This window comes from Mesorhizobium sp. M8A.F.Ca.ET.165.01.1.1, from assembly GCF_004792065.1.
Taxonomy (GTDB): domain Bacteria; phylum Pseudomonadota; class Alphaproteobacteria; order Rhizobiales; family Rhizobiaceae; genus Mesorhizobium.
Genome location: NZ_SRTH01000017.1, coordinates 18095 through 33673 on the forward strand (window position 1 = coordinate 18095; position 15579 = coordinate 33673).

General features: G+C 59.2%; 12 protein-coding genes and 2 pseudogenes. All 14 read left to right on the top strand.

Going from position 1 to position 15579, the window contains the following annotated elements; translation table 11 throughout:
• Positions 1 to 52 precede the first annotated feature (52 nt).
• A pseudogene (locus EN808_RS37250) lies at positions 53 to 249 on the top strand (7-carboxy-7-deazaguanine synthase QueE); the annotation flags it as partial.
• Between the two features lie 1051 nt (positions 250 to 1300).
• A complete protein-coding gene (gene nifH, locus EN808_RS30070) occupies positions 1301 to 2194 on the top strand; it encodes a nitrogenase iron protein (RefSeq protein WP_024505261.1) in 894 nt (297 codons plus the stop codon).
• A gap of 87 nt (positions 2195 to 2281) precedes the next feature.
• On the top strand, positions 2282 to 3784 hold the full coding sequence (nifD, locus tag EN808_RS30075) for a nitrogenase molybdenum-iron protein alpha chain (protein WP_024505262.1): 1503 nt from the start codon (positions 2282 to 2284) through the stop codon (positions 3782 to 3784).
• A gap of 129 nt (positions 3785 to 3913) precedes the next feature.
• On the top strand, positions 3914 to 5455 hold the full coding sequence (nifK, locus tag EN808_RS30080) for a nitrogenase molybdenum-iron protein subunit beta (protein ID WP_126063826.1): 1542 nt from the start codon (positions 3914 to 3916) through the stop codon (positions 5453 to 5455).
• Positions 5456 to 5516: 61 nt separating this feature from the next.
• Positions 5517 to 6992 carry a nitrogenase iron-molybdenum cofactor biosynthesis protein NifE gene (gene nifE / locus EN808_RS30085; RefSeq protein ID WP_095489376.1) on the top strand — a complete coding sequence of 492 codons (1476 nt, stop codon included), beginning with the start codon at positions 5517 to 5519 and terminating at the stop codon, positions 6990 to 6992.
• Between the two features lie 8 nt (positions 6993 to 7000).
• Positions 7001 to 8353, top strand: a complete 1353-nt coding sequence (gene nifN, locus EN808_RS30090) for a nitrogenase iron-molybdenum cofactor biosynthesis protein NifN (protein ID WP_126063827.1) — start codon at positions 7001 to 7003, stop codon at positions 8351 to 8353.
• Positions 8350 to 8847 (top strand): nitrogen fixation protein NifX, encoded by a 498-nt coding sequence (gene nifX / locus EN808_RS30095; RefSeq protein WP_063169371.1) that lies wholly within the window; start codon positions 8350 to 8352, stop codon positions 8845 to 8847. The genes nifN and nifX overlap by 4 nt, the downstream gene beginning before the upstream one ends.
• Positions 8848 to 8863: 16 nt before the next feature.
• A complete protein-coding gene (locus tag EN808_RS30100; RefSeq protein ID WP_024505267.1) occupies positions 8864 to 9343 on the top strand; it encodes a NifX-associated nitrogen fixation protein in 480 nt (159 codons plus the stop codon).
• Positions 9344 to 9450: 107 nt separating this feature from the next.
• Entirely contained in the window at positions 9451 to 10155 is a 705-nt protein-coding gene (locus EN808_RS30105; protein WP_224571202.1) for a response regulator transcription factor, read from the top strand.
• A 95-nt stretch (positions 10156 to 10250) separates the two neighbouring features.
• Entirely contained in the window at positions 10251 to 11123 is an 873-nt protein-coding gene (locus EN808_RS30110; protein WP_126087041.1) for a universal stress protein, read from the top strand.
• 840 nt (positions 11124 to 11963) lie between these two features.
• Positions 11964 to 13262 (top strand): SidA/IucD/PvdA family monooxygenase, encoded by a 1299-nt coding sequence (locus tag EN808_RS30115; protein WP_063169368.1) that lies wholly within the window; start codon positions 11964 to 11966, stop codon positions 13260 to 13262.
• Between the two features lie 13 nt (positions 13263 to 13275).
• Complete coding sequence (locus EN808_RS30120; RefSeq protein ID WP_024505270.1) at positions 13276 to 13653, top strand: hypothetical protein; 378 nt, start codon at positions 13276 to 13278, stop codon at positions 13651 to 13653.
• 254 nt (positions 13654 to 13907) lie between these two features.
• On the top strand, positions 13908 to 15071 hold the full coding sequence (locus EN808_RS30125) for a TlpA disulfide reductase family protein (protein ID WP_245438181.1): 1164 nt from the start codon (positions 13908 to 13910) through the stop codon (positions 15069 to 15071).
• 320 nt (positions 15072 to 15391) lie between these two features.
• A pseudogene (locus tag EN808_RS36810) lies at positions 15392 to 15579 on the top strand (hypothetical protein); the annotation flags it as partial.

Genomic DNA, 15579 nt, shown 5'->3' on the forward strand with positions numbered 1-15579 from the left:
AATGATAGGGATTCGGTGCCGACACCACTCGTCCCAAAGACGTCGCGGCGAGGTTTGTCTGCAACCCGGCAATCACACGCCGCCCCGCCGTGGTAATGAAGACGTCTCTGTCGAGTCCGACGGAATATGATGCGCATGGAATCGCTGGTAGAAAAGGTGACCAGCGACAGGTGGTTCGAAGCCCGCGTCTTGCCGCAGCTGCACGTTCTACTCTGGGGTAACAAGAGGGTGGTGTATACCTTCTCCTAGCTTCGCCGCCAACTACTCGGTTTTCCGAATTGCTCTCTATATTCTTGAAGACGATGCGTTCGTTAAAGACATGTGCTGCGCACCTGGTGTAAAAGCTGCTCTCATCATGCAGAGGTCAAGCCAGTCGGGCTCATCCGAGGCTATGGCCGTGAGCACTGTTCAGTTCGGCAGAGAGGGCGCTTTTGTACACACTTTGCGATCGTGGCGGCCCCGTGGGCAGATCTGCAAGCTGCCGCGACACTAACCTCTCGAAGCCCGCCCGCCCGCCTGTTGATGCGTGTCTCCCAGTAAGATTCCTGTCCAAGAACGTGATAATCTTCTTGCCAGTGTTGTAGCTGATGTTGCCCTTGATGCCGCAGCCTACCGCGGCGGGACCAAACTCAATGGCAAGCAGGCCGGCTAGGATCGTGCAGCCAGTCGCGAGCCTCGCCCACAACGGGGTCTCACGCGCATGAGGGCGCCGACCATGGGTTCGGCGGTTCGTACGCGTATAACACGTATCTTTCTGAAAAAATCAATGCTCTCGGCTAAGCTACTGAATTATTTGGCTTCCATATAGCGCGTCGGCGGAACCAACTTGTAGACGGGCTATGAAAGGTTAAGCGCGGATGTCTATCGGCCGCCGGCGTTCCCGCTCTGTAAGCCTGCCTGAACTACCCGCGCCGCGGTCAAGCCCCAGGCTCCTGCTCATCCAGCGACCGCCCGATCAATGGCAGGCTGGAAAGACAAGAGCCGATGTCTTCCGATGGTCTCGCCATCAGCTTTGGGCTAACTTCCCCATTCTCCCGCTTCGAGCTCGACACACGGCGGTTTGGATGGCGCACGACAATCTGTGTCGGCTTTGTCGTGTCCGTGACAGACGCCTGAAAGGCCCGTTCGCGCGTTTTGCCGCCGTCTAAGCGGCTGGAATTTAATGACAAAGTTTTTTCTGGGATCGGCCGATCACGCTGGTACGCTTTTTGCGATGCTTGGTGTGAGGCGGCACGAGCTGCCTATCGGCACTTGTGTCGCGGGCAGTCGCGATGATTAGAACGAAGGAAGGAAAGCTATTATGTCAGGTCTGCGTCAGATCGCCTTTTACGGAAAAGGCGGCATCGGCAAGTCCACCACGTCCCAAAATACGCTCGCTGCCCTTGTCGACCTCGGGCAGAGAATCCTCATCGTAGGATGCGACCCCAAAGCCGATTCCACACGCTTGATCCTGAATTCGAAAGCTCAGGATACCGTCCTGGATCTCGCCGCACAGGAAGGTTCGGTGGAAGACCTCGAACTCCAGGACGTGCTCAAGGTGGGCTACAGAGGCATCAAGTGCGTGGAGTCCGGCGGCCCCGAGCCGGGTGTCGGTTGCGCCGGCCGCGGCGTCATCACCTCGATCAATTTCCTCGAGGAGAATGGCGCTTATGACGATGTCGATTATGTCTCCTATGACGTCCTCGGCGACGTGGTATGCGGCGGCTTCGCCATGCCGATCCGCGAAGGCAAGGCCCAGGAGATCTATATCGTCATGTCCGGCGAGATGATGGCGCTCTATGCCGCCAACAACATCGCCAAGGGCATCCTCAAATATGCCCATTCGGGCGGTGTGCGGCTGGGCGGGCTGATCTGCAATGAACGTCAAACCGACCGCGAACTCGATCTGGCCGAAGCACTGGCTGGCCGATTGAATTCCAAGCTCATCCACTTCGTGCCCCGCGACAACATCGTCCAACATGCCGAACTCAGGAAGATGTCGGTGATCCAGTACGCGCCGGACTCAAAGCAGGCAGGGGAATACCGCGCTCTGGCCGAGAAGATCCACGCCAATTCGGGCCAGGGTACGATCCCGACGCCGATCACCATGGAGGAGCTGGAGGAGATGCTGCTCGACTTCGGCATCATGAAGACCGACGAGCAGATGCTTGCCGAGCTTCACTCCAAGGAAGCGGCGAAGGCGGCGGCCCAGTAGTGACATTAGCGCTGCCATGAATCGGCGCGCCTTGCAGAGAACGGCGCCTATTCTTTGAGGCGTCACCCAACCTTGAAAGGGGGACTCATGAGCCGGGAATACGAGAATGACGGTGCTCTTCATGCGAAGCTTATCGAAGAGGTGCTGTCGCATTATCCCGACAAGGCGGCGAAGCGCCGCAAGAAGCACCTCAACGTCGCAAAGAGCGGCAACGAGGCTGGCGGGGAAAGCGAGGTCCTTTCCGAATGCGACGTCAAATCGAACATCAAGTCCATTCCCGGGGTGATGACGATTCGCGGCTGTGCATATGCTGGTTCGAAAGGCGTGGTGTGGGGGCCAGTCAAGGATATGGTCCATATCTCGCACGGCCCGGTCGGCTGCGGCCAATATTCTTGGTCGCAGCGCCGCAACTACTACGTCGGTACAACGGGCGTCGACACGTTCGGGACAATGCAGTTCACCTCCGATTTCCAGGAGAAGGACATCGTCTTCGGCGGCGACAAGAAGCTGGAACAGATCATTGACGAGATTGAAGTCTTGTTTCCGCTCAACAACGGCATCACCGTGCAGTCCGAATGCCCTATCGGCCTGATTGGCGATGACACCGAGGCCGTTTCTCGCAAAAAGACCAAGGAGTATGACAAGACGATCGTGCCGGTACGCTGCGAGGGCTTCCGCGGCGTCTCGCAGTCGCTTGGCCACCACATCGCCAATGATGCAATCCGGGATTGGGTCTTCGACAAAAAGGATGTCAAGTTCGAGGCCGGCCCCTACGACGTCAACGTCATCGGCGACTACAATATCGGCGGCGATGCCTGGGCCTCGCGCATACTGCTTGAGGAGATAGGGCTGCGCGTGGTTGGCAACTGGTCGGGTGACGCCACACTCGCAGAGATCGAGCGCGCCCCGAAGGCTAAGCTCAATCTTATCCACTGCTACCGGTCGATGAATTACATCTGTCGGCATATGGAGGAAAAGTATGGCGTCGCCTGGATGGAGTACAATTTCTTCGGTCCCTCCCAGATCGAAGCCTCTCTGCGCAACATAGCCAAGCATTTTGGGCCGGAAATCGAGGAGAAGACCGAAAAGGTCATTGCCAAGTACAGGCCGCTTGTTGATGCGGTCATCGCCAAGTACCTGTCGCGCCTGGAAGGAAATACCGTGATGCTCTATGTGGGCGGCCTGCGCCCCCGCCACGTCGTCACGGCCTACGAGGACCTCGGCATGGTCATCGTGGGCACCGGCTATGAATTCGCCCACAGCGACGACTATCAGCGCACCGGCCACTACGTGAAGAACGGCACGCTGATCTACGATGACGTGACCGGCTATGAGTTGGAGAAATTCATCGAAGGGATTCGCCCAAATCTGGTCGGCTCGGGAATCAAAGAAAAATACCCGGTGCAGAAGATGGGCATACCGTTCCGCCAGATGCATTCCTGGGATTATTCAGGCCCGTATCACGGCTACGATGGCTTTGCCATTTTCGCACGTGATGTGGATCTCGCCATTAACAACCCGGTCTGGGACCTATTCCACGCGCCTTGGAAAAGAAGCCGGGGCGATGAGCGGGCGATGGCTGCCGAATAAACATTTGCTTCAGCCCCAGTCTCCCACTGAGACGGTGAACTCCCGCGGCCTCTGATCCGCCGGAGCCTGGAACGTCTTGACGTCCTGAGCTGCCGTCCCGCGCAGCCAGATGCAAAAGAGGTAATCATCATGCCGCAGTCGGCTGAAAAAATTCTCGATCACGCTCCCCTGTTCCGCGAGCCGGAATACAGAAAGATGCTCGCTGAGAAGAAGCTAAACTTCGAATGTCCGCACCCCGATGAAATCATTTCCGATCAGCGCGATTTCACCCAGACGTGGGAATACCGCGAAAAGAACCTCGCCCGCAAAGCGCTTGTCGTGAACCCGGCCAAGGCCTGCCAGCCGCTGGGTGCGGTATTCGCTGCCGCCGGCTTCGAGCGAACCATGTCCTTCGTCCACGGCAGCCAAGGTTGCGTCGCCTATTACCGCTCGCACCTGTCGCGCCATTTCAAGGAGCCTGCCGCGGCGGTCTCCTCCTCAATGACCGAGGATGCGGCGGTGTTTGGCGGCCTGAAGAACATGGTCGACGGGCTCGCCAACACCTACCAGCTCTACGACCCCAAGATGATTGCCGTGTCGACGACCTGTATGGCAGAGGTCATTGGCGACGACCTGCACAGCTTCATCCAGAACGCCAAGGACGAAGATTCAGTCCCGCGCGACTTCGACGTGCCCTTTGCCCACACCCCGGCCTTCGTTGGCAGTCATGTCGACGGCTATGACAACATGGTCAAAGGCATTTTGGAGCACTTCTGGAAAGGTCAGGAGCGTACGCAAATCGAAGGAACCATCAACATCATTCCGGGCTTCGACGGCTTCTGCGTCGGCAACAACCGGGAGCTCAAGCGCCTGCTCGATGTAATGGGCGTGTCCTATACATTGATCCAGGATGCCTCTGACCAGTTCGATACGCCTTCGGACGGTGAATACCGCATGTATGACGGGGGCACGAAGATCAACGAGGTGAAGAAGGCCCTCAACGCCGAGGCAACGCTTTCGCTGCAGCATCACAACACCCGAAAGACACTGGGCTATTGCGAGGAGGTCGGGCAGGCGACGGCCTCGTTCCACTATCCGCTCGGCGTTCAGGCGACGGACGAATTCCTGATGGAGGTCGCGGCGATTTCCGGCAAGGAGATTCCCGAGGCAATTCGCCTCGAGCGCGGCCGACTGGTAGACGCCATGGCGGACAGCCAATCCTGGTTGCATGGTAAGAAATACGCCATCTACGGTGATCCCGACTTCGTTCACGCAATGGCCCGCTTTGTCATGGAGACCGGCGGCGAGCCAACCCATTGCCTCGCCACCAATGGCACCTCGGCATGGGAAGCCGATTTGAAGAAGCTGCTAGCATCCTCGCCTTTCGGCAAGGCTGCCCAGGTTTGGGCGGGCAAGGACCTGTGGGCGCTGCGCTCACTGCTCTTTACCGAGCCGGTGGACCTTTTGATCGGCAATTCCTACGGCAAGTACCTGGAGCGCGACACCGGAACACCGCTGATCCGGCTGATGTTTCCGATCTTCGATCGGCACCATCATCACCGCTTTGCGCTCTTTGGCTACCAGGGAGCGTTGCGCGTGCTGACGACGATCCTCGACAAGATCTTCGACAAACTCGATCGCGAGACGAGCGAGACGGGTGTGACGGATTATTCCTATGACCTCACGCGCTAAGAGCCGTGGCCGGCTTTTCGCCGAGGCCATTCCTTGCCCAATGGACTGGGGAGGCTGAGCAATGTCCTCCCTCAGCGCCAAAATCAAGGACGCCTTCGATGAGCCCGCCTGCGATAAGAACCGTGGCAAAGATGCCAAGGCGCGCAAGGAGGGCTGCTCGAAGTCGCTGACACCAGGGGCGGCAGCCGGCGGCTGCGCCTTTGACGGAGCCAAGATCGTCCTGCAGCCGATCACCGACGTTGCGCATCTGGTCCATGCGCCGCTCGCCTGCGAGGGCAATTCTTGGGACAACCGTGGTGCGGTTTCGTCAGGGCCGACCTTGTGGCGGACAAGCTTCACGACCGACCTCACCGAACTCGACCTTGTGATGGGGCAGGGCGAGCGGAAACTCTTCAAGGCGATCCGCGAGATCAAGCACACATACGCGCCGCCGGCGATCTTCGTCTACTCGACTTGCGTAACGGCGCTGATCGGTGACGACATCGAGGCCGTGTGCAAACGCGCCACGGAAAAGTTCGGTTTGGCCGTGGTGCCGATCAATGCGCCTGGCCTGGCAGGCTCCAAGAACCTCGGCAATAAGCTCGCCGCCGAGGCGTTGCTCGATCATGTCATCGGCACGGTCGAACCCGACGACCCCGGACCCTACGACATCAACATCCTTGGCGAATTCAACCTCTCGGGCGAATTCTGGCTTGTAAAGCCGCTCCTCGATCGGCTCGGGATCCGGGTGCGCGCCTGCATTCCCGGCGATGCGCGTTACCGCGACATTGCTTCCGCGCACCGCGCCCGGGCGGCAATGATGGTGTGCTCGACCGCGCTGATCAGTCTTGCCCGCAAGATGGAGGAGCGCTGGGACATCCCGTTCTTCGAGGGCTCCTTCTATGGCATCTCCGACACATCGCAAGCTCTTCGAAACCTTGTCAGGCTGCTGGTGAGGAAGGGCGCCGATCCGGAGATCCTCGAGCGCACAGAGACGCTGATCGCGCAGCAGGAGGCGATCGCGTGGAAGAAACTCGAATCCTACCGGCAAAGGCTCCAAGGCAAGCGCGTGCTGCTCAACACAGGCGGTGTGAAGTCCTGGTCGGTTGTCCATGCGCTGATGGAGATCGGAATCGAGATCGTCGGCACCTCGATCAAGAAATCTACGGTGCAGGACAAGGAGCGCATCAAACAAGTTCTCAAGCACGACAAGCACATGTTCGAATCCATGGCTGCGAGCGAGCTGTACGCCATGCTCTCTGAACACAGGGCCGATATCATGCTGTCGGGCGGTCGCACGCAATTCATTGCGCTCAAGGCCAAGACGCCCTGGCTCGATATCAACCAGGAGCGCCAGCATCCTTATGCCGGCTATGACGGCATGGTGGAACTCGTACGCCAGATCGACCTCGCCATTCACAATCCGATCTGGTCTCAGGTGCGCCAGCCGGCCCCGTGGGATTGCCAGCCTGAGCTGATAGGCGAATTGCCGTGCACGAGGAACGAGACCGCGTACCTGTTTGATGAATTCGCCTGCGCGACGGCACACGAGTGTTGAGGCGACCGATGGCCCGCATCCTTCCCCAGAGCAAATCGGCGGCAGTCAACCCGCTGAAGTCGTCGCAGCCGCTGGGTGCCGCCTTTGCCTTTCTTGGCGTCGACGGTGCGATGCCGCTGTTCCACGGCAGCCAAGGCTGCACAAGCTTTGCGCTCGTTCTCTTCGTGCGGCACTTCAAAGAAGCGATTCCCTTGCAGACTACGGCGATGGATGAGGTGGCGACCATCCTCGGCGCAGCCGACCATCTGGAAGAGGCGATCCTCAACCTCAAGAACCGCACGAAGCCAACGCTGATCGGGGTGTGCACGACCGCGCTGGTGGAGACGCGTGGCGAAGATTGCGCGGGTGATATTGCCAACATCATGCGGAAGCACACGCAACAGCTTGCGGGTACGGAGGTCGTGCTGGCCAACACGCCGGATTTTGACGGCGCGATCGAAGAGGGCTGGGCCAAGGCAGTCACCGCAATGATCGAAGGGATTACGCGCTCGGGCGAACGGGCGCGGCACCCGAAGAAGATCGCAATCCTGCCCGGATGCAACCTCTCTATCGCCGACATCGAGCATATGCGGGACATGGTTGAAAGCTTTGGGCTCAAGCCGGTTATTCTGCCCGACATTTCAGGCTCGCTCGACGGTACGGTTCCTGACCGCTGGGTAGCGACCACATACGGCGGCACCAGCGTCGAAGACATTCGCGAGTTGGGCACGGCCATGCAATGCATCGCCATCGGTGAGCACATGCGCCGCCCGGCGAAAGCGCTGCACGGGTTGACCGGCGTGCCTTACGTGTTGTTCCAGTCACTGACTGGGCTGCAGGACACGGACCGCTTCGTGTCGCTGCTGTCTGCGATTTCGGGCGCGGCGGTACCGGCCCGCGTGCGCCGGCGCCGGGCGCAATTGCAGGACGCGATGCTCGACGGACATTTCCATTTCGGCGGCAAGAAAATTGCCATCGCTGCCGAACCAGACCAGCTGTTCCAACTTGCGACCTTCTTTGCTGGCCTCGGCTCCGAGATAGCCGCGGCCGTCACAACGACCGACAGGTCTAAAATTCTCGAGAAAGTCCCGGCGGTTTCGGTTCAGATCGGCGATCTCGGCGATCTGGAAAGTCTTGCCGTCGGTGCTGACCTGCTTGTCACGCATTCGCACGGGCGCCAAGCATCGGAGCGGCTCCGAATTCCGCTCATGCGCATCGGGTTCCCGGTCTTCGATCGACTAGGCAGCCAGCACAAGCTCGCAATTCTCTATCAGGGCACCCGCGACATGATCTTCGAGGTCGCCAGCATCTTCCAGGCCAACCAACACGCGCCCACTCCTGAGGCGCTTGATCCACTCCGTAATCGAGAAATATCACGATGAACGCTGTTCGCCGCCTCTCGCTGGTCAGTAGTGAGGTTTTCGCCCCGATGCCTGAACGACGTAAGGGCGCATTGCGCGTTGCGATCGCCACTCAGGACATGCAGGACCTCAACGCCCATTTCGGGTCGGCCAGGCGCTTTGCTGTCTACGACGTGACGCGCGAGGAATGGAATCTCGTAGAAGCCGTGGCCTTCGATGACGTGTCCGATGAAAGCGGGGAGCATCGGGCCGAGCGCGATGATCGCATCACGCCAAAGGTGGATGCGCTCAAGGGCTGTCAGATCCTGTTTTGTCTGGCAATTGGCGGCCCTTCGGCAGCCAAGCTTGTCGCGGCAAAAATCCACCCGATCAAAGTGGCGGAGCCCCAATCGATCCCACAGGTGCTCTTGCGCACGCAGATGATGCTCAGGACGTGTCCTCCGCCTTGGCTGCGCAAGGTGCTGGCGCGAGCGGGCATTGCCGAAAAGAAACCGTCCTTCGAGGACGAGGACTGAAAAGAGGAGGACGCCAATGCCTGACCCCGCAATCCCCCCAGCTGTCGCCGAAGACGAGGCGGCTCTTTGCACCCCGTTCGTCAAATGCCTCGTGCGGCTGATCCGTTCTCAGGATTCCTATGGCTCGTGGGAACGCAAAGCGGACGCTGAGCTGCTGGGCGACTTCATCATTACCAAGGAACAGCGCCGAGGGATCCCAATCATCGGAGATCCCGATCCCGACGTGCTGTGGAGGCTCGACAAGTACTACGCCGCCATCGGGCTTGCGATCGAGGAGCGCTGCGGCCTTATGGCATCGCCGATGATCCAGGTGAGCCATGAGGGTTTTGGTCGGGTGCTTTTCACGACCGGACGGCTGGTCGTTTTGTCCAAAACGCTGCGCGATGTCCACCGGTTTGGCTTCGAGACGCTCCTGAAGCTCGCCACGGCCGGTACGAAGCTGGTCGACGATGCGATTTCAGTCATCGAAACCTTTCCCCACGTGGCGCTGGCATGATGGGCGCGATTTTCGAGAAAGGCCATCATGACGGACCCGAGAAACTATGTTGGCCAGTCCCCTCGATCCAGGGACTCGAGGCCGACCAGGTTGTTGGGGTATCGCCGATGAAGAAGCCGCTGGTCCTGATCTGCTCGCAAGATGCCGAGTTCTATCTGCTCTACAGCCACATACTGGAGGTTGACGGTTTCAGCAGTGAGACGGCAGACGGCGCGAAGGCTGCGCTGGCCTTGGCCGAACAACGGGAGCTTCAGGCCGTAGTGCTGGATTGCGACCCAGCCAGCATAAACGGGTCCGCAATTTGCGCCCACCTCAAGCGGGAACCGCGCACCACCGACCTGCCTATCATCGCCCTGATCGCGCCTGGCGCCGAGCACCAGCACCTCGATCTCTTGAAGGCAGGCGTTGAGAGCTTTGTGCGGCCGGTGGCTCCGGCCAAGCTGCTCGACTGCCTGCGGGCGAGGCTCGGGCTGACCAAGCGTGGTCCGAACGGGGTTGAAAACGACAGTTGGATTTGTTGTGGAGGCCTGGAGATGAAGCTCGATGCCCATCGGGTTCGCGGTAATGGCCACGACATCCATCTCGGACGGATCGATTTCAACGTGCTGCGGCTTATGATTGAGGCCCCCGGCAAGGTCTTCAGCCGGGACGAGCTTATCGGGGCGGCCTGGCTGCCCAACATTCATGTCGGTGCACGCACCGTCGATGTCCATATCAGCCGAATCAGGAGGGCGCTGAAAACGGCCTTGCCCGGCAGCGTCATTCGCACCGTCAGGTCGGCCGGCTACTCGCTCGAGAAGCCGGACGACTGAAATCGGTGATCGAACGTGGTGCCGCTCTCTCTTCCTCCTGAGAGCGGTGTTGCCGCTTTGAGGCGCTCCTAACGAAGACCAGGAGAAGCAGGCAAATGGAATTTAAAAGCATATTCAGTGTGACGGGTGCTGATCATTCTGATGAGGACCTCACAACAGCTGCCGGACTGTGTGCCGAGGTCGGCGCGCACCTATCGGTACTCATTATACCGCCTCCATTGCTCTTGATGTTGTCTCCGCCCCCCGAATGGAATACAGGACGTGCACAGGCAATTGCAGTACCGAACTATCGATTTCAGCAAATCGAGAAATTTTCACAGGACGTGACCAGAATGGAAAGACGGTCCGCGGATATCCTCAAAAGGCTGAAAGCTATGTCGCTTTCCTGTGACGTTGACACCGACTATTGCGATCCGGCTAGCCTCGGTGAAGTGGCACGACAGCGGGCGCTCTGCGCTGACCTGACGATCGTTGGAGGAGACCTCCTCAACGATGAGACTCTCGGACCTCCTGTTGTCAACGGCTGCTTGTTCGATAGCGGAAAGCCGGTGCTCATCGTGCCGAAGGGCGTTAAGGCGACGCTGTCGCCTCGACGCGTGCTGGTCGGCTGGGATTCGCGTGTAGAGGCCTCGCGTGCGGTTCGGGAAGCTCTTAGTATCCTATCCGCTGCCAAGGAAGTCTGTGTCGCTATGGTCGATCCAAAGGCGCAAAACAACGGGAAAGGCGCGCAGTCTGGAGCTGACATCGCTGCCTATCTTACTCGGCACGGTGCTCGGGTCTCCGTTGACCTGCTTAAGAGCGCCGGCAAATCGGCGGGCACAGTGCTGACCCAGCACGCGAACGACATCTGTGCTGACATGATGGTTATGGGTGCTTATGGCAGCCGTGGGCTGCGTGAGCGGATTTTCGGCGGTCCGCCGAGCTGGAGCTTTGGGAAGACCACATTGCCGCTGTTTTTGGCTCGCTGATCAGCTCCGTAGGAACACCGATCAGGTCGTAGGACCGCCAACCAGTCCGAAGTCGTCGTCGGTTACCGGTCGGATTGCGGAGACATGGCTGGCCGCGAACATCTTGCGACGCTTGTCAGAGCCAAACCGGACGCCTCGACTGCTTCACGACGCTCTCGTGAACCAACTCGTGCGAGATCGTCCGCAACGGGCAGTAAAGACGAACGGCTGCAGCAGACCGCAGCCAAGCCACAGGGCGGGTGTACCAGGAGACCCCGCCTCGTGCGCGAACCCTGTTGGAAGGCCCCTTATCAGTACCCGGACGCGCGTCAAATCGGCGGCTGTCCCTGTCAGCCTGCGGTGTGCAAGGGCCGCTGCCGCGGAGCTTCCCCTGCCCGATCGTCGGGCGTGCGACAATGTCGGATTCCAGACGAGCTGGAACTGCGCGAACTCGTTGGTTTGACAGGTCTTTATCCGGCACGCCGCATGCATGGGAGTCTCCGAAAGCATTAAGAGCCGTTATCCATGGTTACGCCCCTCGAAAGAAAGAGCCGCTTCCGTCGTGGCAGGGAAACAGCCACTCCTGGGGTGGAGGCCGGCGCTAGAAGCCGCCGTAAGATCCGGAAGAGCCGCGCGACAGCATCACACACTTTCCTTCTGCTCTTGGGTTCGGATCACGCCGCGCCGCTGTCGATGCCGCCGACATTGAGCCCAAGACCTGGAAGGCGGCACACGCTTTTGCTGTCCTCTCAGTCGGGACCGCGGCTCAAGCATGCCTGTGAGGTTCGCATTGCTCAATGCCCGGCAATCGACGTCAACATGCCGCTGAGTTGGAAAACACTCCTAGAGGAGTAAGGATAAGTGGACCTCTTTTGTATTGGTGTGGGTGCTGGACCATCTAATTTGAGCCTTGCGTGTCAGATACAGGAAGAGATTGCGCAAGGGGCACTGTTCCTGGACCGGGAGGTCGATTTCCGAGGACATCCAGGCAGCGCTTTCGATTGCGCGGAGCTCCAGGTCGGCCACTTCCAGGATCTGGTTACTCTGGTCAATCCGCGATCAGCCTACACATTCGTAAACTACCTCCACGAGAACGGGCGTCTTTACAATTTCCTCAATGCGCAATTTCACGGGGTGCTTAGAGCCGAGTTCGCCCAATATCTCAACTGGGCGTTCCAGAAGAATCCGCTTGTCCGTGGCGGCGAGGCCGTTCGCGAAATCCGCTTTGACGGCGAGTTTCGCGTGCGGACGGACAACGCGGTCCTTGATGCAAGAAACCTCGTCATCGACATAGGCAAGCAGGCGCAAATTCCGCCTCAGTTTCATGGCTGGACTGGACCCAACCTGTTCCACTCATCTGAGTTGGCCCACATCAATCCTGAGGTGCAAAAAAAGCATGTCTGCGTTGTTGGCGGCGGACAGTCGGGAGCCGAGCTGCTACTGCACCTTGTCGGCCGGCCGAAAGAACGGCGGCCCGCGGCGATCACATGGGTCTTGACGCGCGAGATGCCTTTCGACGACCACGCGTTCACAAACGGGCTGTTCACGCCATGCTTCTCGGATCGTTTTGCTGCGATGAGCGAGGTGCATCGACAGCTGTTCCTGCGGCGTTTCGCGCTTGCCTCCGAGGGCATTTCAGAAAGCAAGTTGCGCGCGGTCTATCAGGCGCTCTACCACCACGCCTTTCTCGAGCCACACCAATGCGAGATCACATTGCGGCCAAGTTGCAACGTGTCGCGCTGCATCAATGCCGGAGCAGGGCACAGGCTCACGCTGCAACGCGGCTTGGACAACATCGGAGAAGTAACCGCCGATATCGTCATCCTGGCCACCGGGTACGAGAAACCGCTGCCGGGTTTCCTAGAACCGATCGCAGATCGCCTCGAACAGATCGGCAATGAGCTCGCCATCGGCGAGGATTTTTCGGTGTACTGGGACGGACCGCGAGACCGACGCCTTTTCGTTCAGAACGCCTGCCTTGGACAGCGCGGGCTGGCTGATCCGAACTTTGGGCTGCTGGCCTGGCGAGCGCGCCGCATCCTTGACAGCCTTCTGCGGCGCGCGCCATGCGCCAATCCCGAGCATCTAGGGTTCATCAACCGTCCCTTGACGGAGTGCTGGCCCGACCTCGGAGTCGAACAAATGGGCAGCGGGATATGATTCGTCGATATTGATGATCGGCGGTGGCATTCAGGAAAGATTTCCGCCTCTGGCGGCAAAAGCGGGACGAGCAATATTCCTACGGCGTCAGATCGCTCTGCTCGCGCTTGAGCAAGGTAGCGTCGCGCGACTCCTGCTTGGCGTGAAACAGCAAAGGGCATTCAATCACGATGCAGCTTTACGTGCTGTCGGGCTCAACGCCACGTGGATCGAGCCCAACGCCGCCGTTGGCAACCGCGACGCGAATTATGACGCCGGGCCACATGCGGCGGTGGCTGCAAGGGTACCGAGCCTCTCCCGCACTTTCGACCCCATCGCCGAAGTGCGACTACTCCAGGACGCCGAAGCCGGTCTTATCGCCAGCGGGCCAGCCAAACTCTCACCTTCCTAAACGGCAGCCGCTAAGGTGAGCCGTCGAAAGCCGACATTCAGGTTAACGTCAGCTGGCCGTGTTAGGGCTCGCTTATTCAAGGCGGTACCGGCGCTTGCCGAAGCTAAGAAGGGTTGGCATGCCCTTTGCCGTGCTTGATGTGCGGCAACACGGTGAGAGCTCCGCTGAAGCAAGCGAGAGGGAGCAATGCCCTCGAGACCGTGTCCGATTTTGACTGGAAAATATTCCGCGACAAAAGAGACGAAAGGTGTGGAATGACTTTGGACACCAAGATGGAACTGCGTATGGGGTCCCCGGCTCCTGCGCTGAAAGTGGAGAACTGGCTGCGTGGCGAGCCCCTCACGAGCCTTCGGCCCGGCAAGGTCTACCTCGTTGAATTTTGGGCGACTTGGTGCCGACCATGTGTCCACGCCATGCCCCATTTGATCGAACTGCAGGAGAAATATAAAGACAGCGGATTTGAGATTATCGGAGTCGCAGCTTGCGAAAAGGCTGCAACCGCGGACGAAGCGCGGACCAACGTGGATGCCTGGCTGACCGAGAAGTTCCCGAATCTGAATTATCGGACAGCGTTCGATTGCACTGGCGAAATGAAAAAGCTCTGGCTGGAACCCAGCTCTTCGTTCGGGATTCCCACCTCGTTCGTGGTCGACCGCGACGGCCACATCGCTTATATCGGCCACCCGGCACCTCTCGATGACGTTTTGCCGAAAGTCCTTAACGGCAGCTGGCGCAGCAGCTATGAAGCGAAAGCCGTCGATGCAAAGCGAATCTCGCGTGTGCGCGAATCGTCGCTGAGTCAGCCGATATACGCCAAACTTGGGCCGGCGATGCAGGACGAGGATTGGGCAGCGGCACTATTGGCCATCGAAGAAGGCCTCGCCGTGATGCCAGACTCTTTTGATTTTCGGCGGGTTCATGCGGATATTCTGCTTCACAAGCTGCGCGACATCAAAACCGGCTTGCCGCTTATGCGCGAATTGGTCGAGGACGCGATCAACAAAAAGTTCGAAGCGATGTCTTGGGTGGTGATGGCGCTGAACCAACTCTTCCATCCCACGATCGACAACTCCCATCTTCCGCATGATGATCGCTTTGCGATGGGCAAGGAGCTCTCCGAACAGATCCTGGAACTTAATCCTCCGCAAGGCGATGGAGACTTTAAATTCGGGTGTTACTTTCCGGTCGCTCAGTATTATTACGAGAGCGGCAACAAGGACCGGGCGATCGAGTTGATCGAGGTGGCAATCAAATCGCTGGACCATTCGGAGCCAGTGCCGGACCAAACCAAACAGCGCTACCTCACCTCGTTGCTCCAAGCCCTGGCCAACTACACGGGTGAGCCTGCCTGTCACGCGGGTCTCTGTGTGGCTCCGCAAAACAAGACTTCCGAAACTCAAAACGCTGTCACTTCCTGAGCAAGGATCGCGAAGGGCATGACAATTGGAATTGAACACCGGCAAATCCGCCCGCCCAGGCGCACTTCGCAGCAATAACGTCGATGCCGCAAAAGTGCGCGGCTTGCGGCAGGTGGAATTTCCATTGCGTTTACCTCGGGTCGAACCGCGGCGCAGGCGTTCGCGCCGCGGTGAAAGGTCTCGCATTGGTGGACGTGCTCGAGGTCGGCCACGGGACACTGTTGCGTGGGATCGGCTCGCCCAAGCCATTCCCCGCCCACGCAAGCGCCCGAACCACACATCGCAGAAAAAGAGATCGTCCTTCAAGAGGAGTACTGAAATTGGGGAAAAGCGAAATTCCTCATGAACCGGTTGGCCCTGCTGTCCACGGGGACGGCGAGGCCCTTGCTTCCCCGTTCGTCAAATGCCTCCTGCGGCTCATTCGTACTCAGGATTCCTTCGGCTTATGGGAAGGCCATTCGGATGCCGAGCTGCTGGCCGAGTTCATCATCACCAAGCAACAGCAACG

Excerpts from the sequence above, each read along its gene's own strand:
- EN808_RS30125 (WP_245438181.1), top strand. The coding sequence starts at position 13,908 with ATGACTTTGGACACCAAGATGGAACTGCGTATGGGGTCCCCGGCTCCT.
- nifD (WP_024505262.1), top strand. The coding sequence starts at position 2,282 with ATGAGCCGGGAATACGAGAATGACGGTGCTCTTCATGCGAAGCTTATC.
- nifN (WP_126063827.1), top strand. The coding sequence starts at position 7,001 with ATGGCCCGCATCCTTCCCCAGAGCAAATCGGCGGCAGTCAACCCGCTG.
- nifK (WP_126063826.1), top strand. The coding sequence starts at position 3,914 with ATGCCGCAGTCGGCTGAAAAAATTCTCGATCACGCTCCCCTGTTCCGC.
- EN808_RS30105 (WP_224571202.1), top strand. The coding sequence starts at position 9,451 with ATGAAGAAGCCGCTGGTCCTGATCTGCTCGCAAGATGCCGAGTTCTAT.
- nifE (WP_095489376.1), top strand. The coding sequence starts at position 5,517 with ATGTCCTCCCTCAGCGCCAAAATCAAGGACGCCTTCGATGAGCCCGCC.
- nifH (WP_024505261.1), top strand. The coding sequence starts at position 1,301 with ATGTCAGGTCTGCGTCAGATCGCCTTTTACGGAAAAGGCGGCATCGGC.
- EN808_RS30110 (WP_126087041.1), top strand. The coding sequence starts at position 10,251 with ATGGAATTTAAAAGCATATTCAGTGTGACGGGTGCTGATCATTCTGAT.
- nifX (WP_063169371.1), top strand. The coding sequence starts at position 8,350 with ATGAACGCTGTTCGCCGCCTCTCGCTGGTCAGTAGTGAGGTTTTCGCC.
- EN808_RS30100 (WP_024505267.1), top strand. The coding sequence starts at position 8,864 with ATGCCTGACCCCGCAATCCCCCCAGCTGTCGCCGAAGACGAGGCGGCT.
- EN808_RS30120 (WP_024505270.1), top strand. The coding sequence starts at position 13,276 with ATGATCGGCGGTGGCATTCAGGAAAGATTTCCGCCTCTGGCGGCAAAA.